Here is an 18,825-nt window from a genome sequence, read left to right as displayed (position 1 = left end):
CATGCCAACACACGGAAATAAGCTCTGGATTCTGCGCCATGGCGGATCGAGCACCCTGGTAGTTGGAGAAATCGACCTCAGCACGCGACAACTCGAATACTCACGCCCATACCTCGCCGATCGTACGCAGCCGGCCCTATCGCTTTCTCTACCCCTCCGTGAGGATCCCTTTGCCGAGGCGGAGTTTCGCCCCTACCTCGAAGGCCTTCTCCCGGAAGGAGAGGACCGACGTTCACTCGCGGCCAAGCTGGCCGTCCGAGACGATGACTACCTCGCCATGCTGTCCAACAGCCTCGAATGCATGGGCGACGTAGCTTTTTCCAGGGAGCCAGTCGATGAGGCAAACGACCCGTTCGGAAGGGCACGATACGAGCCGATTGGCATGAATGAGGTATCGGAGGCGTTGTCGAGCTCAGATGCAACCGCCCAGGCCAGCCTGACCTCTCGCCTCTCCCTCACTGGAACCCAACATAAGATGGGGCTCGCCCGATGCCCGGACAAGGAGGGCGAGTCCGTATGGCTGCGCCCCCTTGGGGGAGCAGCCTCTACGCACGTACTTAAATCCGGACAGTTAGACGCCATTCCCGAGCTCGAGTATCTCGTCATGTCCTCTGCCAGCAAGTGCGGAGTCACTGTACCCAAGGTCGAGCTCATCGCCTTGGGAAGAGGTCGACTCGCCATCTGCGTCGAGCGGTTTGATCGACAGACAACGGTCCTCGAGGACGGAAGGCTGGCGGTGCGAAGGCTCCACCAAGAAGACCTCGCCCAGTCGCTGGGAATCTATCCCGGGTCAAAGTATGCGGAGCTTGACCCAAGCAGTGCGAGCGCCATAGCGCACCTGCTGCGGAATCACTCCTCTCAGCCGCTTAGGGACATACAGGGCCTTGCCCGCATCATGCTGCTCAACTATCTGGTAGGAAACTGCGACAACCACCTCAAAAACCTCTCGCTCATGCACGAGGGGGCATGGACAAGGCTCGCTCCGGCCTATGACATCGTTCCGACCACGCTCTTCGATTGCTTCAGCAGGCAGATGGGGATGCGAATCGGACGCCACGGCATAATCGACGAGGTCATACCCGAGGACTTCGTGGAACTGGCGAACGAGCTTGGCATCAGCGAAGAGCTCCTACGCCGCACTGCCAGGGAACTGTGCGATGCACTTCCTCGAAGCATTGACGAAGAGGGAGAAAGGCAGGCCCGAACAGGGTTCGAAGCGCTCGCCTACGACGCCGAGAATCTGATCGCAGACATGCTTCCCAGGAAGGCGACATTGGAGAGCTTCGCGCAACGATAACGTGGATGTGGTTTCCTACTCCAGCAGACCCTCCAGGTTGTGGCGGAAGCGCGCACGGTCCTCCGAAGCGAAGGCCGCCGGTCCCTTGGTGCGGCCACCCGCACGGCGGACCTTCTTCTCCTCGTACCGGATGAAGAGCTCCATGTCTATGGTCGCCCTGTCGAACACGCGACCGCGCACCCCGATGGCGGCGGCGCCCCTGCCCAGGACCATCGCCGCCAGGCCGATGTCCTGGGTCACCACAACGTCCCCCGGCTCCAAGCGCTCCGTAATGGCGAAGTCCGCACTGTCCGCCCCGACGGAGACCGCGAGCACGTCCACCCAGAAGCCGCGACGGGCGTGAGCGACGTCGCGGGGGTCGTCTCGCCTGACATGTCGCTCCAGGTTCTGCGTGCTGTTGCCGGCGATTACCACGGGCACGCCGCGCCTGCGCGCCACGGCAAGAGCGTCGGCCGTCACGGGACACGCGTCCGCATCGATGTACAGCGTGGTCATGCGGCTCCTCTCGCCTGGGCGCGCGGGATGGGCGTGCCGTCGGGCCGTTGCGGGGTGGCGTGCCGTCGGGCCGTTCTTTACTGGTGGGAGTTTCCCCAACGAGAGAAAACCTTAGCAGTAAAGAACGCGGCACATCGCATGGTGCGGCGGCCTGCGGGTGGCGCGTTCTTTGCTGGCTCTGCTTGCGGGCGTCGTGTTCCCTACTGGCCCAGCTTGCGGGTGGCGCGTTCTTTGCTGGCTCTGCTTGCGGGCGTCGTGTTCCCTACCGGCTCTCAGCGACGAAATCTCGCCATCCAAGGCGAGAAAAGAACGCCGACCGCTGCATTTGCCCACATGAGCTGCGGCGGCGTGTTCTTTATCGCCCGCATCAAAGCCACGATGCTTCGATTCGCCCGAGTAAAGAACACGCCGGAGTAGCTGGTCGACACGAGTGCGTCCAACGCGTCTGAATGACAAGCAAGAACGTCCAATGCGTCTGAACGACACGCCAGTACGTCGCACGCGTCTGGGTGACACACGAGAACGTCAAACGCGTCTGGACGTGGCGCGCCAACTGGGCAAACGTGGAGCGGCCAGACGCGTTGGACGCTTTCGGCGAAATAATGCGCGTGTTGGACGTACTCGGCGATATTATGCGCGCGTTGGACGTCGTCGGCGATATTATGCGCACATTGGACGCAGTCGCGAGCAGCAACGCGCGTGTTGGACGTCATGGCAAGCGAGAGAGGCGCACCGTGATGCCGTCGACAAAACGACGCACGTGCCAGGCATGGCTGCAGGCGAGAAAGGCGCACCATGACATCGACGTGCGCGTCGCTCGCCCACACGTCGCACGCTCCCGCACGCACGCCGCTCCCCGCCGACACGAAAAACAAGCGGGCCGGCACACCGCCGACCCGCACGCGAGCTCACGTTCCAACCGCCACTACGCCGCAGCCAACGTCCCGCCTACAGCCACTTCTCCGGGAGCTTCTCTCCCTTGGCAGCCGCCTCCTCCGGGGTGTCCGGGTCGAACGACACCGGGTCCGCATTGGCGTCCGCGCCACCCATGCCGTAGGTGGGACGCGCCGCCTCGTACTGGATCTTGCGCGCGGTGCCGCGCACGTCGGCCTCGGGCATGTTGTCGTAACGGTGGCAGGCGCAGAGATGACCCCCCACGACCTCCCTGAGCTCCGGCGCAGCGACGTCACAGGCTCCCACCTTGGCGAAGCAGCGGCTCGCGAAGCGGCAGCCCGCCGGCGGGTCGATAGGGCTGGGCACGTCTCCCTGCAGGATGATGCGCTTGCGCGAGAGGTGTGGGTCGGGCGACGGGATGGCTGAGAGCAGCGCCTGCGTGTAGGGGCAAAGCGGCTCGTGGTAGAGGTCGTTCTTCTGGGCGACCTCCATGAGCTTGCCCAGGTACATCACGCCCACACGGTCGGATACGTGCTTGACCACGTTAAGGCCGTGCGCGATGAAGAGGTAGGTGAGTCCCAGGTCCTCCTTGAGGTCGTCCAGGAGGTTGAGCACCTGCGCTTGAACGGAGACGTCCAGCGCGCTCACGGGCTCGTCGCAGACGATGAGCTTGGGATTCACGGCCAGGGCGCGCGCGATGCCCACGCGCTGGCGCTGGCCGCCGCTGAACTCATGGGGATAGCGCCTCTTGAGGTCGGGCCTGATGCCCACGCGCTCGAGCAGCTCGTCCACGCGGGCGTCGATGGCCTCCGCGGGCAGGATGCCGTTGGTGACGATGGGCTCGCTCACGATCTGCTCGACGGTCATGCGCGGGTTGAGCGAGGCGTAGGGGTCCTGGAAGATCAGCTGGATGTCGCGGCAGAGCTCGCGACGGCGCTGCTTGCTGGCGTCGGTGATGTCCTCGCCCTCGAAGTAGATTCTGCCGCCGGAGGGCTTGAGCAGGCCCACCAGCATCTTGCCGATGGTGGTCTTGCCGCAGCCGGACTCGCCCACGAGGCCGAAGGCCTCCCCGCGACGGATCTTGAACGACACGTCCTCGACCGCGCGCACGTAGGAGGTGGGCCGGCCGAAGAAGTTGGTCTCGGCCACGAAGCTCTTCGAGAGGTTCTTGACCTCCACCAGGACGTCGTCGCGCGTGGGATCGCTCTTGGGGTCTGCCATGGGCTACTCCTCCCCCTCTTCGTACAGGAAGCAGCGGACGCTGCGGCTGGGGTCGCCGGGGTAGGGCCTGAGCTCGGGGCGCTCGCGGCGGCAGCGCTCCATGCAGCGGTCGCAGCGGTCCGAGAACGGGCAGCCCGAGGGCATGTCCAGCGGGTTGGGCACGGTGCCCTTGATGGTGTAGAGGCGCTTGGAGTCGTCGTCCTCGAGGCGCGGAATCGAGTTCAGGAGGCCCAGCGCGTAGGGGTGCAGGGGCCTCTCAAACAACGCGACCTTCTCCGCCTCCTCGACCACCTCGCCGCAGTACATGACCACCACGCGGTCGGCCACCTCCGAGACGACTCCCAGGTCGTGGGTGATGAAGAGCACGGCCATGTCGAACTCGTCGCGCAGCTGGTAGATGAGGTCAAGGATCTGCGCCTGGATGGTCACGTCGAGGGCCGTGGTGGGCTCGTCGGCGATGAGCAGCCGCGGGTTGCAGGCCAGCGCCATGGCGATCATGACGCGCTGGCGCATGCCGCCCGACATCTGGTGCGGGTAGTCGCGAGCGCGATCGGCGGGAGAGGGGATGCCCACCACGCGCAGCATCTCGACCGCACGCTCCCAGGCCTGGTCCTTCTTCATGGGCGTGTGCGTCTGGATGGCCTCGACGATCTGGTCGCCCACGCGGTAGACGGGGTTGAGCGAGGTCATGGGCTCCTGGAAGATCATCGAGATCTTCTGCCCGCGTACCTGCTCCATCTCCTTCTCGGAGAGGGCCAGGAGGTCCTGCCCGTCGAAGCTGATGCTGCCGGAAGCCACGTGGCCCGGCTTCTGCAGGAGCCCCATGATACTGAGGGAGGTCACGCTCTTGCCGGAGCCGGACTCGCCCACCACGGCCAGTATCTCTCCGCGGTCTATGGAGAAGCTCACGCCGTCCACGGCACGGACGGTGCCCTTGCGGGTGGGGAACTCGGTGACGAGGTCCCTCACTTCGAGAAGTGCCATGCTAGCGCCTCCTGCTCTTGGGGTCGAAGGCGTCGCGGATGCCGTCTCCCAGCAGGTTGAACGCGAGGACGGTGAGGGTGATGGCGAGGCCCGGGAAGATCATGACGTGGGGAGCCTGGAAGATGTAGTCGCGGCCGCGGCCCAGCATGTCGCCCCACTCGGCCTGGGGTGGCTGGACGCCGAGCCCCAGGAAGCCCAGGGCGGCGGCGTCGAGGATGGCGCCCGAGATGCCCAAGGTGGCACGGACGATGATCGAGGGAGCCACGTTGGGCAGGATGTGACGGAAGATGATCTTGGCGTCGGAGTCGCCTATGACGCGGGCGGCGCTGACGTAGTCGTTTGCCTTGACCGCGAGGACCTGGCTGCGCACGATGCGCGCGTACTCGGGGATGGACACCAGGCCGATGGCGATGACCGCCTTGTCGATGCCCTTGCCGAGCGCCGCCATGAAGGTGATGGCCAGGAGGATCGAGGGCACGGCGAGCATGATGTCCATGAGGCGCATGATCACCGTGTCGGCCCTGCCGCCCTTGTAGCCGGCGATGGCGCCCAGGGTGACGCCCACCACGAGCGACAGCGCGACCGAGATGAGGCCGACGGTGAGCGAGACCTGCGCGCCCACCATCATGCGGGCCAGGATGTCGCGGCCCTGCTGGTCGCAGCCAAACCAGTGCGCGGCGCTGGGCGCGGCGAAGGACTGGGTCAGGTCCTGCTCGTAGGGGTCGTACGGGAGCACGCCGGGGGCGATGGCCGTGACGACGGCTATGAGCACGACGAGGCCGATGAAGACCAGGCTGGCCATGGCCGGGCCGTTGTGGCTCAGCGAGTACCAGACGTCCTTCCAGATGGACTCCGCCTTCTGCGGCCTGGCGGCGTCGACGCCCTTCGTGGGCCCCATGGGCTCCTGCCCGGAGTCGAGTGTCTTCTCCACCAAGATCACCCCTCTTCCTGCGAGTACTTGATGCGCGGGTCAAGGTAGGCGTACACGATGTCCACGATCAGGTTGATGACGACGAAGATCACGCCGATGAGAAGCACGGTGCCCTGGACCACCGGGAAGTCGGACTTCAGGATGGAGTCGACCACGTACTTGCCGATGCCGGGCCAGGCGAAGACGGTCTCGGTGAGGAGGGCACCGCCCAGGAGGCTGCCGAACTGCAGGCCGATGACGGTGGTGACCGGCAGCATGGCGTTGCGCAAGGCGTGATGGCGGTCGACGCTGCCCTTGGGCAGGCCCTTGGCGCGGGCGGTGCGGACGTAGTCCTCGCCCAGGGTCTCGAGCATGCTGGAGCGCGTCATACGCGTGATGATGGCCATCGAGTAGAGCGAGAGCGCGAGGGCCGGCAGCACGATGTGCTGCAGGGCGTTGCCCAGGGCCTCGAAGTCGCCGGAGAGCAGCGTGTCAAGGATGAAGAGGCCCGTGCCGCCCACCGGCGCCAGAAGCGGGTCGATGCGCCCGCCCGAGGGCAGGACGTGCAGGGTGCCGGCGAAGAGGATGATCATGAGCACGCCGGACCAGAAGATGGGCATCGAGACGCCCACCAGCGCCACGAAGGTGCTGAGGCCGTCCACGAAGGAGCCCTTGTGGACCGCCGCGAGCGCGCCGAGCACGATGCCGAGCACGGACGCCACGATGATGGCGACGATGGCAAGCTCGACGGTGGCCGGGAAGCGGCTCATGATCTCGGTCGTGACGGAGGTGTGGGTGTAGTACGAGGTCCCCAGGTCGCCGCGGAGGGCCGATCCCAGGAAGTTGAGGTACTGCACCACGATGGGGGCCGTAAGCCCGTTCGCCTCTCGCCAGGCCTGCATCTGCTCCTGCGTGGCATGCTCGCCGAGCACGACGCTGGCAGGGTCGGCCGAGAAGACGCGCATGATCAGGAAGACCACGATCGAGAGGCCCAACAGGACGGGAATCGCCTGCAGGACGCGCTTGATCACATATCTCAGCACGTGTCTTCCTCCTCTCTCTTCTCATCTGTTCGCTCTTGTCGGGTCCGGCGACATGCGCCCCTCCGCGCGCGCCACCAGAAGCGCGACTCGGACCGGGCTCGCGTCCGGCCCGAGTCGCAGCGTTGCCTCGGGATGTCCCTCGGCCTTGGATGGGGGCGTCTCTCCCCCGTCCAGGGCTAGGCAGACTTGGTGCAGTTCCTCAGGAACACGACCGCCGTCGGGTGGTAGACGTAGCCCTCGACGTTGGCCTTGTGGCCCAGGAGGTTCTGAGAGTGCGAGATGGGCAGCCAGACCTGGTCCTCGGCCACGATCTGCTCGCACTGGTGGTAGACGTCGTCACGCTCGGAGCCCGCCGGAGTCGAGAGGCCCTTGGCGATGAGCGCCTTGTACTCGTCGTTGGAGTAGCGTGCGACGTTCATGGCGGTGTCGTCGACCGAGAGGAGGTTCATGAAGTTGTCGGGGTCGCCGTTGTCGCCGTTCCAGCCATAGAAGCAGACGTCGTAGTTGCCCGCCTGGACGGCGTCCTTGTAGGAGGTCCAGTCGAACTGGTCGATGGTCATGTCGACGCCGACCTTGCTCAGGTAGCCCTGGACGGACTCTGCGAGCGCGGTGCCTCCCTTGCCGTTGTAGGGACGCGACACCGAGTAGGTGATGCACTTGACCTTGGTGATGCCCAGGGCGGCGAGCTCGGACTTGGCCGCGTCTGGGTCGTATTGGGTCTGCTGGATGTCGGAGTCGTAGGGGGCCATCCACAGGGGCATGACGGAGTTGGCGTAGGTGGCGTAGCCGTTGTAGAGGCTGTCCACGAGCTCCTGGACGTTGACTGCCTTGGCGAAGGCCTTGCGGGCGTCGGCGGTCTTGAAGGTCTCGCTCTGGGTGTTGAAGGCGAGGTAGTTGATGTTCATGCCGTCGGTCTTGTAGACCTTGTCGCCGTTGTTCTCGACCTGGCTCACCACGGCCTCGTCGATGCCGCTGATGATGTCGGCCTCGCCGTTGGCCAGGGCGGTGACGCGCGAGGCGCTCTCGGCGATGAAGCGGAAGACGATGTTCTTGGCCTTGCCGGCGTTGTCCTTGTCCCAGTAGTCCTCGTTGCGCTCGAGCTTGATGTCGGAGTTCTTGGTCCAGCTCACGAACTTGTAGGGACCGGTGCCGACGGGGCTCTCGTTGAGCTTGCCGCCCTCGGCGGCGGTGGGGCTCACGATGGGCGAGGCCATGCACATGGCGAGGTTGGCCAGGAAGGCGGTGGAGGCGGCGCGCAGCTTGATGACGAGGGTGGTGTCGTCGGGGGCGTCGATGGAGGCGATGCCGTTGCCGTCGGCCTCGGAGCCAAAGGTGAAGGCGGCGTAGGGCATGTCCTCGGTACGCTGGGGCTCGAGCTGGCGCTCGATGGAGGCCTTGGCCGCAGCGGCGTTGAAGTCAGTGCCGTCGTGGTACTTCACGCCGGTGCGGATCTTGAAGGTGTAGGTGAGGCCGTCGTCAGAGACCTCGTAGGACTCGGCGAGACCTGGCTTGACGGCGCAGGAGTCGTCCTCGTACTGCAGGAGGTTCTCGTAGACCTGGACCATGACCATGGCGGACTCGCCGTCGTCGACCATGGCGGGGTCGAGGCCGCGGGGGTCGGAGGCCTGGGCGAAGGTGATGGTGAAGTCGCCGTCGGCGGACTTGGAGGAGCCGCCGGCGCGCTGGCTGCCGCAGCCGGCGAGGGCGAAGGCACTGCCCGCGCTGACGGTCGCCATGGCCTTGACGAAGTTCCTTCTGGAGATCTGTGCCTTGGTGCTAGCCATGTGTACTCCCTCTCTGATGCACAAAGCCTGATATGGCGTCTTGGCCCACCGAGCCGCCGCCCCTCACGGCTATGGCTGCGGCGTAGCGGCCTGTGCGTATGTTTGCATCAGAAATGCAAGGGAGTGATTAAAATGGCGATTTTGAGAAGAAAAGTTTCTTGATACGTAACCAGTTGGACACTTTGCGTCCTTTTTGCGGCTGCCACCGACGCACGGCCCCTCGTCAGTGCAGGGCGGCCTCCGGCGAGAGGGACGATGGGTCGTGGCGTTGTGAACTCCAATCCTAACCATTTTCTTCAGATATCGATAAATGCCTTTGTGTGGAGTACAATCGAATCTAATAGATGACATTGGCTTATAAGGAGTGAGGAATATGGCAGGAACTTTGGCCAATGCGGCACTCTCCACCAAGGTCACGTCTGACGAGAAGACGCTCTTCACCCAGATATGCGACTCCATCGGGACCTCCCCCAGCAACGCGCTCAGGATGTTCGTCTCGGCCTTCAACCGCAGGGGAGGATTCCCCTTCGACCCCTCCAACCCCTACGGCCTTCCCCGCACCACGCTCAGGGCGATGGAAGACGCCGAGCAGGGACGCGTCACGGGCCCGTTCGAGTCAAACGAGGAGATGTGGGCCTCCATCTTCGACGACGGAGAGTAGCCGTGCTGAGCCTGGCCTATACCTCCCAGTTCAAGAAGGACGTTCGTCGCAGACGCAGGCAAGGCGCGGACCTAGAGAGGCTCGGCGAGGTGATCACCCTCCTGCGCAAGGGAGAGGTGCTTGGGGAGCGCTTTCGTGACCACGCCCTCGCCGGCAGGCTTGGCGGGCACCGTGAGTGCCACATAGGCCCGGACTGGCTGCTCGTCTATCGCATCGACGATACGCGCCTCATACTGACCGCCGTTCGCACCGGATCGCACGCCGAGCTCTTCGGCCTCTGAAACGCCCGGCCCCTGCCTTGCATGGCAAGAGCGGGGCGAAGGCCCCCGTCCAAATGGTCGAGCGGCCCCGTCCACGTTGCCGCAGGGCGGGGCCGCTCGAATGCCGGTCTATTCGCGCGTGGGGGACGGGAGCCTTAGAACTCCGCGTTGCCCACCGTGCGGGGGTGCGGCAAGACGTCGCGGATGTTGTCCACGCCGGTGAGGTACATGACCAGGCGCTCGAAGCCCAAGCCGAAGCCGGAGTGGTGGCAGCCGCCATAGCGGCGCAGGTCGCAGTAGTAGCGGTACTGCTCGGGGTCCATGCCCAGCTCGCGGATGCGGCTCTCGAGCACGTCGAGGCGCTCCTCTCGCTGGGATCCGCCGATGATCTCGCCGATGCCGGGAACCAGGCAGTCCGCAGCGGCCACGGTCCTGCCATCGTCGTTGATGCGCATGTAGAAGGCCTTGATCGCGGCGGGATAGTCGGTCACGAAGGTCGGCCTCTTGAAGTGCTGCTCGGTGAGGTAGCGCTCGTGCTCGGTCTGGAGGTCGGCGCACCAGCTCACGGGATACTCGAACTTCGTGCCGGCGGCCTGGGCATCCTCCAGGATCTTGATCGCGTCGGTGTAGCTCACGCGCGCGAAGTCGCTCGTGGCCACGTGCTCGAGGCGCTCGAGCAGGCCCTTGTCCACGAAGCGGTTGAACATGTCCAGCTCGTCGGGGCAGGTCTGTCGCACGTAGTTGATCACGTACTTGAGCATCTGCTCGGCCACGTCCATGTCCTGGTCGAGGTCGCAGAAGGCCATCTCGGGCTCGACCATCCAGAACTCGGCGGCGTGGCGGCGGGTGTTGGAGTTCTCGGCGCGGAAGGTGGGACCAAAGGTGTAGACGTCGCCGAAGCTCAGGGCGAAGTTCTCGGCCTGGAGCTGGCCCGAGACGGTGAGGCTGGTCATCTTGCCGAAGAAGTCCTGGCTCCAGTCGACGCTGCCATCCTCGAGCAAGGGCGGGTTCTTGGGGTCCAGGGTGGTGACGCGGAACATCTCCCCCGCACCCTCGGCGTCGCTCGCGGTGATGATGGGCGTGTTGACGTAGACGAAGCCGTTCTCCTGAAAGAAGCTGTGGATGGCGTAGGCCGCCACGCTGCGCACGCGGAAGATCGCCCGGAAGAGGTTGGTGCGGCTGCGCAGATGCTGCTGGGTGCGCAGGTACTCGCGGGTCTGGCGCTTCTTCTGCATGGGATAGTCGGGGGCGGAGGGGCCCTCCACCACGACCTCGGAGGCCTGGAGCTCGAAGGGCTGGGGGCGGTCGGGCGTCAGGCTCAGCGTGCCGCGCACGACGAGAGCGGAGCCGACGCTCTGGCCCACGAGCTCGTCGTAGCGCTCGCCCAGGGACTCGCGGTTGAGGACGACCTGCAGGTCCTTGAAGCAGCTGCCGTCGTTGAGGGTCACAAAGCCGAAGTTCTTCATGTCGCGGATGGAGCGGACCCACCCGGCGACCGTCAGCTCCTGGCCGCCCAGGCGGTCCATGTCTGCGTAGAGCGTTGCGATCTTTGTGCGCCTCACGAGCTTCCCCCTTGGGTTGTGCGATAAGTAGCTTGGTGACGGACGCCTGTGGGAGAGGCGCCGGACGCGTCAACCCATTGACTGTATCGCAAGTGGAGCCGCACGCACGCGGGGCACGGGCCGCCACGACAAAGGCCCATCGGGACGGAGGACCACCATGGAACACGTGAGCCACGCGGAGCGACCCGACTACGGGCTACTCGCCGAGCAGGTCAGGGCCCTCGCGGAGGAGGACCCGCGCTGGATGCCGCTGCTCTCCAACGCGTCGGCGCTCATCTACGAGGCGCTGCCCGACGTCAACTGGGCGGGCTTCTACCTCATCCCGGAAGGTGAGGGCAGGCTCGTCCTGGGGCCCTTCCAGGGGAAGGTCGCCTGCGTGCACATCGAGTTGGGCCGGGGAGTCTGCGGGACCGCCGCCGCGACGGACGAGCTCCAGCTCGTGGAGGACGTCCACGCCTTCCCGGGTCACATCGCCTGCGACGGCGCGAGCGCGTCCGAGGTCGTCGTGCCGCTGCACGCGGACGGCCGGGTCGTCGGCGTGCTCGACATAGACAGCCCGATGCGCGGCCGCTTCCTTCCCGAGGACGCCCGCGGACTCGAGCTGGTCGCGCAGGCGCTGGAAAGCTGCGCGCGCTAGCCGCGCACGTTGCTCTTGCCGCTCACGCGCTCGATCTCGAGCACGGTCACCGAGGTCTTGGGCAGCGCCGCGGCGATGTAGCGGATGCCCGCCTCCATGTGGCCGGGCGCGTACTTGCGCAGCAGGGCCATGAGCCCCGCGCGCTTCTCGTCGTCGTCCGCGGCGGGACGCAGACGCCCGAACGCCATGGCGGAGGCGTACCTCGTGGTGAACTCCGCAGGCTGGACGTCGTCCTGGGCGACCACGGTGATGCATGCCCTGCAGCCTGCGCCCAGGTTGGTCAGGCGATGGCCGCCCTTCATGGAGCCGTGCAGGTAGATGCGGCCGCCCTCGAGCGCGAAGCTGATGGGCACGCCATAGGGCTCGCCGTCGGGGTCCACGGTCGAGAGCACCGCGTTCGACGCGGACGCGAAGAGCGCGAGTGCCTCCTCGCGGCCCAGCTCCCTCTTCGCACGTACCATCTTGAACTCCATGGCGCTCTCCCCTCTTGCCGTGCGCAGTCGTGCCCATTTGCATGATAGTCAGTCTGCCAAAAGGTATACCCCGACGGCCCGTGCTACGATGTCGTCAGGAAACAGTTAGCCAAAGCTAATTAGTGGCAAGCGGGCAAGGGAGACACATGGGCGAGAGGGACCACCTGCCCCTGTTCGGGGTGGGGCCGGCATACGTGGCGTGCATCCTCCTGACGACGGCTGCGGGAATCGCGGCGACCAGGCTCGGCATGCTGCCACGCGCAAGCGTCCTCGAACTCGAGCTGCCGCTCGTGGTCGCGGGTGCCATCCTCGCAGCGCTTGCCGTGGCCGTATGGGTCATGGGAGCCGTCGTGTCCAAGATCGACGCCCACGTGGAGAGAAACGAGCTCGTGACCACGGGCGTCTACGCCTGGGTGAGAAATCCCATCTACTCCGCCTTCCTCATCGCCTGCCTCGGCGCGATCCTCGTCGCCGGGAACCTCTGGCTCCTCGTCCTGACACCCATCCACTGGCTCGCGCTGACCCTGCTCATGCGGCGCACGGAGGAGCGCTGGCTTGCCGAGCTGCACGGCAGCACGTACCTGGACTACTGCAGGCGGGTTAACAGGGTCGTGCCCTGGCCCCCTCGTCGCAGGGCGTAGCCCAGGGTCGCGGCGCGGCGACTCCGCCGCCCCGCCAGCTGCCGCAAAACGCATGCGGACTCGCAACGTTCGAGGCGTACACTCCTCCCAAGGAACGACCACCCCGCCCCACGAGGGTCGCGGGGCCACAGCCCGGCGATTGGAGCCATCATGGAGAAGCGCCACATCGACCCCTACGAATACGCGAGCGCCATCACGAAGGCCAACGCCCGTGGCATCCTGCTCACCACCAAGGCCGAGGGCGAAGTGGACACGATGGTCATAGGCTGGGGGCTCATCGGAACCCTCTGGGGCAAGCCCACCTTCACCGCCTTCGTCCGCACGAGCCGCCACACCCATGCCCTGCTCGAGAAGAACCCCCAGTTCACCATCAACGTCCCCCTCGACCGCCTGAGCAAGCGCATCTTCGCCGTCGCCGGCACCAAGAGCGGCCGTCATGTGGACAAGGCGGAGCTGCTCGGGCTCACGCTCGCGAATGGGAGCAAGGTGGACGTCCCCGCGATCGCCGAGGCACCTATCACCCTGGAGTGCAAGGTCGTCTACGGGCAGATGATGGACAGGGACGCCGTGCCCAAGGCTACGCGCGAGCGCTTCTACCCCGCAGACGTCACCGACGTCGATGCGAGCGGGAGCTGCTACTACCACGAGATCTACTACGGCGAGATAGTCGACAGCTACGTCCTGGAGTAGCACTGGGACGACGAGGGGGCACGCCACGGGCACCACGCCCAGTCCGCAGCTGCCGGCAGGTCCCGAGGGGAGAGTCACGTGAGGTTCGACGAACTGGGAGACCCCAAGGCACCGACGATACTCATGGTGCCCGGTTCGTTCTGCACGGGCGATTCGGAGCTGCCCATCGCTCGTCGGCTGTGCGACCGCTTCCACGTCGTCACCGTGACCCTCGACGGGCACGTGAAGGGCGGAGGCGACTACCTCTCGAAGGAGGCATCAACCGAAGGCATGGTCTCGTGGCTGCACGGACGTGGCATCGACCACCTTGCCATGGCGCACGGGACCTCGATGGGCGCGATCAGCGTGCTTGACGTCGCTCGGGAGGGCTCGGTCTCTGCCGACGTCTGGTTCTACGACGGCGGACCCTTCTTCGACCTGCCAAGGCCGGTCGAGAACCTCATGCGACGGCTGTTCCGCCGCGTGCTGGGAATCGGGAGGAGGAGGCCGGACGGCACGCCATGGAAGATCGACGTCGACAAGGTGCTGGAGGGCAGCGTGCTCAGGCACTTCCTGGGAGATGACGCACCGATGTACCGGGAGATTCTCGGCAACTGTGCGGAGGTGTGCACGTTCGTCTCGGACGCCACGCTGACCAACGAGTGCAGGACCTTCTGCGAGTGCAGGCTGCCTGAGCTGCCGCCCGACGTGGTGCGCCGTAGCGTGTTCGTCTGGGGCAGCAAGGAGTCGGCACGCGCATCGCGCAAGAGGGTCCAAAGTACGTACCCGGATGCGGAGTTCATTGACGCAGAGGGCTACAACCACTGCGGCCTCCAGTGCGTCAAGCCCGACGAGTACGCCCGTTTGCTGTCGGAGAAGATCGCACAGGGAAGGAGAGGGCCATGTCGTTGACATACCTGCTCGAATACGAGTCGCCCATCGGGACAGTCGTGCTCGCAAGCGACGGCGAGCGCCTGTGCGGCCTCTGGTTCGAGGGACAGAGATATTTCCAAGACAAGCTCGACGTGCGGCTGGGACATCCAGGGGAGCATCTGGGCGAGAGGGACGTCATACGAGGCCCGCAGGCCCGGCGCGCACCGGGCATCTCCGCCGCTTGTGACTGGCTCGACGCGTACTTCGACGGCGCCCCTTCCCCCACGCTGCCTCCCCTGGCCCTGAGAGGGACCCCGTTCCAGGAGGAGGTCTGGCGCGAGCTCGAGGTCATACCATGCGGGACGCTGACTACCTACGGCGACGTCGCACGAGCGATCGCTGCCGGGAGGGACGACGGGACGAGGGTCTCAGCCCGGGCAGTGGGCGCGGCAGTCGGCCACAACCCCATAAGCGTCATCGTACCCTGCCACAGGGTGGTCGGCTCGACGGGCAGCCTCACCGGCTACGCGGGCGGCATCTGGCGCAAGACGTGGCTGCTCGAGCACGAGGGCGTCGACCTGAGCCGGCTCAAGGTCCCCGCGACGTGAGACGGACAGACGGCCCAGAGCAGCCACCGAGGGGGCTCCTGAGGGGGCTCGAAAGGCGATGCCAGGCGGCGCGACCATAGCACGCGCGCACAGACAGGCGGGGCGGACGACATTCGCGCGTCCACCCCGCCATTCTCGCCCAGCCCCCTGATCAGGCCCTATGCCTCGAGTACGAACTCCGGGTTGTCTCGGGTGACGATGCCCTTGTTCTGGACCGTTGCGCCCAGGAGCTCCTCCAGCTGCTGGGCAAGCTCGTCGATGGCGGCCCTCAGGTCGCCCGCGCGCTCCGGCTGCAGGTTCTCCATGATGAAGACGCAGTGCGGGGTCTGGTCCGTCACCTCGGTGCGCTGGCCGTCACGCCAGTTCCAGCAGCGGCACACGGCGCCCGCATCATCGATGTAGGCAAGCTCGCCCGGCAGCGTGGGGTCCGACTCGTCCTCGCCGATGGGCAGGTACTCGTCGCCGCCCTCGGTCACGGCCAGGCGGAAGGTACCCTCGAGGGCGTCTATGTTCTCGGCGCCGATGGGCAGCGCGTACTTGAGCGAGATGGCGTTGGAGAGGTCGACGGAGGGATTGATGTGGCCAACGGGGTTGTCCTTCAGCACGCGCTTGAGCAGGTTCTCGACCGAGCAACGGGCGCCCTTCTTGGTCTTGAACCTGCGGTAGGCGTCGCGCCACACGGCCACGACCTCGTTCTCGCTGATGGTGTTGCTGGTGAGCCAGTCGCTTGCCTTGAGGTTGGCGCGGTCGAGCAGGCGCGCTGCCTTCTTCGCCGCCTCCTCGCTCACCTGGTCGGTGGGCAGGATGCCGTCCACGGCAACGATGCCGATGGATGCTTCGGGGAAGAGCTCCCAGAACGAGTCCTCGGCGACGAACTTCTTCATGCGTCCCTCCTTCTGCGCGGCCGGGCGGCGGCGCACCTGATGTCTTGCCACTGCGGGCATCCTAGCACGAGTGCTGCATGACACCCTCCTAAGTAGGAATATTTTCTCTCGCCTAACCATCTATTCACAGATAATATGCCATACATATGCAAAATTAAGCGGTAGAGAATGAATAGGCGCAACAAGTTGAGAGGGGTAAGCGCCTGCTAGGACGGCCACCCCTCACGGACGTGACGCAAGGAAGGGTCCTCCCAAGCCCAAAAGCTGCATATTGGTCGCAGGACCCAGGCTGGCGCGGACACCAAGGCGGGTGCCGGCACTAGAATGGTGCCCAGGGCAGGCCCGCGCCCCGGGCGGGGCGACGCGGCCCCACCCGCGCAGGCGAAGGCCGAGGCCCACTTACCGGGCAAGGCAGGAGGCAGCATGTCCAAGCAACTCAGCGGCACGGCGACCAAGGCCCTTGCCGTCGCGGCAGCAACGCCCGTCGCGCTGTTCGCCGCCTACTCGGCGGTCTCGCACCTCTACTATCGCAGGTCCAACATCGCCACCGCCTCAGAGGTCTACAACCGCGTGACCTCCGACAAGAACCGCATGGCAGACCCCATAGCCTGGGACAACTACATACTCGCCCACGCCGAGAGCAACGAGCAGCGCTACTCCCTGCCACCCCTCGTGGGGCTGCGCGTCTCGGTGGAGGACAGCGACTTCGAGGGCATGCAGACCTTCGTCCTCAACCGCCGCAACCTCAACGACCGCGCGGTCGTCTACCTGCATGGCACGTGCTTCGTGAACCAGCCCACCATCTATCACTGGCGCTTCCTCGACAGCCTGGCCCGCCGCACGCGCGCCGAGGTCGTGGCGCCCATCTACCCGCTTGCGCCCGTCCACGGCCACGACGAGGCCTTCGCCGCCATCGAGGGGCTCTACCGCTCCATGGTCGAGAAGTACGGCGCTGACTCGGTGACCCTCATGGGGGACGCCTCCGGCGCGGGCATCGCCGCCTCCTTCTGCCAGCTGCTCCCCGAGCTCGGGCTGCCCCAGCCGGAGCGGCTCGTGCTCATCTCGCCCTGGGTGGACGCCAGCCTGGCCAACCCCGACGTCGCCGCCTATGAGGCGGCAGACCCCATGTTCGCCCTCCAGGGCCTGCGGCGCATCGCCCACACCTGGGCCAAGGGACTGGACATCAACGACCCGCGCGTGAGCCCCATCAACGGCGGCGTGCGCATGCTTCGCAACGTGATGGTCTTCACGGGCACGAGGGAGCTCTTCCACCCGGACGCAGTCCTCTTCCACCAGCGCGTCAACGCGGCGGGCATCCACTCCGAGCTCCATGTGGGCTCGGGCCTCAACGCGAACTACCCGCTGTATCCCATCCCCGAGGCAAACCGGGCGTTGGAAGAGATCGTCTCGGCCGTTTCGATGGACTAGCACCGACACGAACGGGCACGGCGAGGGGGGCGGACGCACGGCGAGGCGCCGCTCCGTGGGGCAGGCCGCCAGCACGCGACAACGGACAAGCAAGACGGGCAGAGGGAGGAACGTGGACGGATATCGCATCGAGCACGACTCCATGGGAGAGGTGCGGGTTCCCACGGACGCGCTCTGGGGCGCCCAGACACAGCGCTCGTACCAGAACTTCCGCATCGGGACCGAGACCATGCCCCCCGAGCTCATCCATGCCTTCGCGCTGGTCAAGAAGGCGGCGGCCCAGGCCAACGTCGAGCTTGGCTGCCTCGAGCCCAGCGCCGCCACCGCGATCGAGGCCGCCTGCGACGAGCTGCTCGAGGGCCGTCACGCGGACGCCTTCCCACTCAAGGTCTGGCAGACGGGGTCCGGCACCCAGACCAACATGAACCTCAACGAGGTCCTCGCCCGACGCGGCAACCAGATCGCAGGCGAGAGGGGCCTCGCCCTCTCGGTCCCGCTGCACCCCAACGACTCCGTCAACCGCAGCCAGAGCTCCAACGACACCTTCCCCACCGCCCTGCACGTGGCGGCCGACCTGGCCGTGACGCAGCGCCTCATCCCCGCCGCCGAGCGCCTGGTGGCGACCCTCGCGCGGCTCGAGCGCCAGAACGAGGGCATCGTCAAGTGCGGCCGCACCCACCTTCAGGACGCCGTGCCCATAGCCTTCAGCCAGGAGATATTTGGCTGGCGCGGGCTCGTGGAGTCCGCCGTCGAGGAGCTGCGCGCGAGCCTCCCGGGCCTGCGCCGCCTCGCCCTGGGCGGGACCGCCGTCGGCACGGGTCTCAACGCACCGGCGGGCTTCGACAGGCTCGTGGCGGCCAGGCTCGCCGAGCTCACCGGCGAGCCCTTCCAGACCGACCCCAACAAGTTCCACGCGCTCACCGCCAAGGACGCCGTGGTCTTCTCGCATGGCGCCGTCAAGGCGCTGGCGGCGAACCTCATGAAGCTGGCCAACGACGTGCGCTGGCTGGCCTCGGGCCCGCGGCTGGGCCTGGGCGAGATAAGCATCCCGGCCAACGAGCCCGGCAGCTCCATCATGCCGGGCAAGGTCAACCCCACCCAGTGCGAGGCGCTCACCATGGTCGCCGTGCAGGTCATGGGCAACGATGCCGCAATCGGCTTCGCCGCGAGCCAGGGCAACTTCGAGCTCAACGTCTTCATGCCCGTGATCGCCCACGACTTCCTGCAGAGCGTGCGGCTGCTCTCGGACGCGATGGCGTCCTTCGACGAGCACTGCCTGAGCGGTCTCAAGGCCAACCGCGAGCGCATGGAGCGCAACCTCCACGACTCGCTGATGCTCGTCACCTGCCTCAACCCGCACATCGGCTACGAGCGGGCCGCACAGGTGGCGCACAAGGCGTACGAGGAGGGGACGAGCCTGCGCGAGGCCTGCGTGGCGCTGGGCTTCCTCAGCGCGGAGGAGTTCGACCGGGTGTTCAAGCCAGAGGAGATGGTCTAGCAG

Annotated in this window: 19 protein-coding genes; 10 read left to right on the top strand and 9 right to left on the bottom strand. The window is 66.1% G+C overall.

The window, feature by feature from the left end; all coding sequences use genetic code 11:
• Nucleotide 1: 1 nt before the first annotated feature.
• The gene (locus tag HMPREF1008_RS05155; protein WP_009278796.1) at nucleotides 2-1,297 is read left to right on the top strand and encodes a HipA domain-containing protein; all 1,296 of its coding nucleotides are present in this window, start codon (nucleotides 2-4) and stop codon (nucleotides 1,295-1,297) included.
• A gap of 15 nt (nucleotides 1,298-1,312) precedes the next feature.
• On the opposite strand, the gene HMPREF1008_RS05150 is transcribed toward HMPREF1008_RS05155, so the two are convergent.
• The 6 genes from HMPREF1008_RS05150 to HMPREF1008_RS05125 form a co-directional block, all read right to left on the bottom strand.
• Nucleotides 1,313-1,792, bottom strand: coding sequence for a DUF188 domain-containing protein (locus tag HMPREF1008_RS05150; protein ID WP_009278795.1), 480 nt, complete (start codon nucleotides 1,790-1,792; stop codon nucleotides 1,313-1,315).
• A gap of 948 nt (nucleotides 1,793-2,740) precedes the next feature.
• Complete coding sequence (locus tag HMPREF1008_RS05145; RefSeq protein WP_009278794.1) at nucleotides 2,741-3,907, bottom strand: ABC transporter ATP-binding protein; 1,167 nt, start codon at nucleotides 3,905-3,907, stop codon at nucleotides 2,741-2,743.
• Between the two features lie 3 nt (nucleotides 3,908-3,910).
• Entirely contained in the window at nucleotides 3,911-4,891 is a 981-nt protein-coding gene (locus tag HMPREF1008_RS05140) for an ABC transporter ATP-binding protein (RefSeq protein ID WP_009278793.1), read from the bottom strand.
• 1 nt (nucleotide 4,892) lies between these two features.
• Nucleotides 4,893-5,822, bottom strand: a complete 930-nt coding sequence (gene nikC / locus HMPREF1008_RS05135; RefSeq protein ID WP_231782261.1) for a nickel transporter permease — start codon at nucleotides 5,820-5,822, stop codon at nucleotides 4,893-4,895.
• Between the two features lie 5 nt (nucleotides 5,823-5,827).
• Nucleotides 5,828-6,844, bottom strand: coding sequence for an ABC transporter permease (locus HMPREF1008_RS05130; RefSeq protein ID WP_009278791.1), 1,017 nt, complete (start codon nucleotides 6,842-6,844; stop codon nucleotides 5,828-5,830).
• Between the two features lie 176 nt (nucleotides 6,845-7,020).
• A complete protein-coding gene (locus HMPREF1008_RS05125) occupies nucleotides 7,021-8,628 on the bottom strand; it encodes an ABC transporter substrate-binding protein (RefSeq protein ID WP_009278790.1) in 1,608 nt (535 codons plus the stop codon).
• 373 nt (nucleotides 8,629-9,001) lie between these two features.
• Here HMPREF1008_RS05125 and HMPREF1008_RS05120 point away from each other — a divergent pair, with 373 nt between their 5' ends.
• The gene (locus tag HMPREF1008_RS05120) at nucleotides 9,002-9,289 is read left to right on the top strand and encodes a type II toxin-antitoxin system RelB/DinJ family antitoxin (protein ID WP_009278789.1); all 288 of its coding nucleotides are present in this window, start codon (nucleotides 9,002-9,004) and stop codon (nucleotides 9,287-9,289) included.
• Nucleotides 9,290-9,291: 2 nt separating this feature from the next.
• Complete coding sequence (locus HMPREF1008_RS05115) at nucleotides 9,292-9,570, top strand: type II toxin-antitoxin system YafQ family toxin (protein ID WP_009278788.1); 279 nt, start codon at nucleotides 9,292-9,294, stop codon at nucleotides 9,568-9,570.
• Nucleotides 9,571-9,704: 134 nt separating this feature from the next.
• On the opposite strand, the gene asnS is transcribed toward HMPREF1008_RS05115, so the two are convergent.
• Nucleotides 9,705-11,111: an asparagine--tRNA ligase gene (gene asnS / locus HMPREF1008_RS05110; RefSeq protein ID WP_009278787.1), complete on the bottom strand. Its 1,407-nt coding sequence runs from the start codon at nucleotides 11,109-11,111 to the stop codon at nucleotides 9,705-9,707.
• A 157-nt stretch (nucleotides 11,112-11,268) separates the two neighbouring features.
• Here asnS and HMPREF1008_RS05105 point away from each other — a divergent pair, with 157 nt between their 5' ends.
• Nucleotides 11,269-11,748, top strand: coding sequence for a GAF domain-containing protein (locus HMPREF1008_RS05105; RefSeq protein WP_009278786.1), 480 nt, complete (start codon nucleotides 11,269-11,271; stop codon nucleotides 11,746-11,748).
• Here the strand turns inward: HMPREF1008_RS05105 and HMPREF1008_RS05100 are convergent.
• The gene (locus HMPREF1008_RS05100) at nucleotides 11,745-12,221 is read right to left on the bottom strand and encodes a pyridoxamine 5'-phosphate oxidase family protein (protein ID WP_009278785.1); all 477 of its coding nucleotides are present in this window, start codon (nucleotides 12,219-12,221) and stop codon (nucleotides 11,745-11,747) included. The two genes, HMPREF1008_RS05105 and HMPREF1008_RS05100, sit on opposite strands and share 4 nt — an antisense overlap.
• 146 nt (nucleotides 12,222-12,367) lie before the next feature.
• Here HMPREF1008_RS05100 and HMPREF1008_RS05095 point away from each other — a divergent pair, with 146 nt between their 5' ends.
• The 4 genes from HMPREF1008_RS05095 to HMPREF1008_RS05080 all read left to right on the top strand — a co-directional run bounded on the left by HMPREF1008_RS05095 (nucleotide 12,368) and on the right by HMPREF1008_RS05080 (nucleotide 15,012).
• Complete coding sequence (locus HMPREF1008_RS05095) at nucleotides 12,368-12,862, top strand: isoprenylcysteine carboxylmethyltransferase family protein (RefSeq protein WP_009278784.1); 495 nt, start codon at nucleotides 12,368-12,370, stop codon at nucleotides 12,860-12,862.
• A 150-nt stretch (nucleotides 12,863-13,012) separates the two neighbouring features.
• Complete coding sequence (locus HMPREF1008_RS05090) at nucleotides 13,013-13,552, top strand: flavin reductase family protein (RefSeq protein WP_009278783.1); 540 nt, start codon at nucleotides 13,013-13,015, stop codon at nucleotides 13,550-13,552.
• A gap of 78 nt (nucleotides 13,553-13,630) precedes the next feature.
• On the top strand, nucleotides 13,631-14,443 hold the full coding sequence (locus tag HMPREF1008_RS05085) for an alpha/beta fold hydrolase (RefSeq protein WP_009278782.1): 813 nt from the start codon (nucleotides 13,631-13,633) through the stop codon (nucleotides 14,441-14,443).
• Nucleotides 14,434-15,012 carry a methylated-DNA--[protein]-cysteine S-methyltransferase gene (locus HMPREF1008_RS05080; protein ID WP_009278781.1) on the top strand — a complete coding sequence of 193 codons (579 nt, stop codon included), beginning with the start codon at nucleotides 14,434-14,436 and terminating at the stop codon, nucleotides 15,010-15,012. The genes HMPREF1008_RS05085 and HMPREF1008_RS05080 overlap by 10 nt, the downstream gene beginning before the upstream one ends.
• Before the next feature lie 158 nt (nucleotides 15,013-15,170).
• Here the strand turns inward: HMPREF1008_RS05080 and HMPREF1008_RS05075 are convergent, their stop codons facing one another.
• A complete protein-coding gene (locus HMPREF1008_RS05075; RefSeq protein ID WP_009278780.1) occupies nucleotides 15,171-15,896 on the bottom strand; it encodes a B3/4 domain-containing protein in 726 nt (241 codons plus the stop codon).
• Nucleotides 15,897-16,319: 423 nt separating this feature from the next.
• Here HMPREF1008_RS05075 and HMPREF1008_RS05070 point away from each other — a divergent pair, with 423 nt between their 5' ends.
• Both HMPREF1008_RS05070 and fumC read left to right on the top strand, forming a co-directional pair.
• Entirely contained in the window at nucleotides 16,320-17,324 is a 1,005-nt protein-coding gene (locus HMPREF1008_RS05070) for an alpha/beta hydrolase fold domain-containing protein (protein ID WP_009278779.1), read from the top strand.
• 112 nt (nucleotides 17,325-17,436) lie between these two features.
• Nucleotides 17,437-18,822, top strand: coding sequence for a class II fumarate hydratase (gene fumC, locus HMPREF1008_RS05065; protein WP_009278778.1), 1,386 nt, complete (start codon nucleotides 17,437-17,439; stop codon nucleotides 18,820-18,822).
• Nucleotides 18,823-18,825: the final 3 nt, after the last annotated feature.

It is taken from the genome of Olsenella sp. oral taxon 809 str. F0356 (genome assembly GCF_000233535.1).
In the GTDB taxonomy this organism is placed as follows: domain Bacteria; phylum Actinomycetota; class Coriobacteriia; order Coriobacteriales; family Atopobiaceae; genus Olsenella_I; species Olsenella_I phocaeensis.
Note: the sequence above shows the minus strand (reverse complement) of the source record. Positions and strands in the feature narration are given on the sequence as shown.

Bases quoted from the DNA above. Each gene is read 5' to 3' on its own strand.
- HMPREF1008_RS05145 (WP_009278794.1), bottom strand. From the start codon at position 3,907: ATGGCAGACCCCAAGAGCGATCCCACGCGCGACGACGTCCTGGTGGAG.
- HMPREF1008_RS05070 (WP_009278779.1), top strand. From the start codon at position 16,320: ATGTCCAAGCAACTCAGCGGCACGGCGACCAAGGCCCTTGCCGTCGCG.
- HMPREF1008_RS05100 (WP_009278785.1), bottom strand. From the start codon at position 12,221: ATGGAGTTCAAGATGGTACGTGCGAAGAGGGAGCTGGGCCGCGAGGAG.
- HMPREF1008_RS05090 (WP_009278783.1), top strand. From the start codon at position 13,013: ATGGAGAAGCGCCACATCGACCCCTACGAATACGCGAGCGCCATCACG.
- HMPREF1008_RS05125 (WP_009278790.1), bottom strand. From the start codon at position 8,628: ATGGCTAGCACCAAGGCACAGATCTCCAGAAGGAACTTCGTCAAGGCC.
- HMPREF1008_RS05120 (WP_009278789.1), top strand. From the start codon at position 9,002: ATGGCAGGAACTTTGGCCAATGCGGCACTCTCCACCAAGGTCACGTCT.
- HMPREF1008_RS05140 (WP_009278793.1), bottom strand. From the start codon at position 4,891: ATGGCACTTCTCGAAGTGAGGGACCTCGTCACCGAGTTCCCCACCCGC.
- HMPREF1008_RS05155 (WP_009278796.1), top strand. From the start codon at position 2: ATGCCAACACACGGAAATAAGCTCTGGATTCTGCGCCATGGCGGATCG.
- HMPREF1008_RS05150 (WP_009278795.1), bottom strand. From the start codon at position 1,792: ATGACCACGCTGTACATCGATGCGGACGCGTGTCCCGTGACGGCCGAC.
- HMPREF1008_RS05105 (WP_009278786.1), top strand. From the start codon at position 11,269: ATGGAACACGTGAGCCACGCGGAGCGACCCGACTACGGGCTACTCGCC.
- HMPREF1008_RS05080 (WP_009278781.1), top strand. From the start codon at position 14,434: ATGTCGTTGACATACCTGCTCGAATACGAGTCGCCCATCGGGACAGTC.
- HMPREF1008_RS05075 (WP_009278780.1), bottom strand. From the start codon at position 15,896: ATGAAGAAGTTCGTCGCCGAGGACTCGTTCTGGGAGCTCTTCCCCGAA.
- HMPREF1008_RS05095 (WP_009278784.1), top strand. From the start codon at position 12,368: ATGGGCGAGAGGGACCACCTGCCCCTGTTCGGGGTGGGGCCGGCATAC.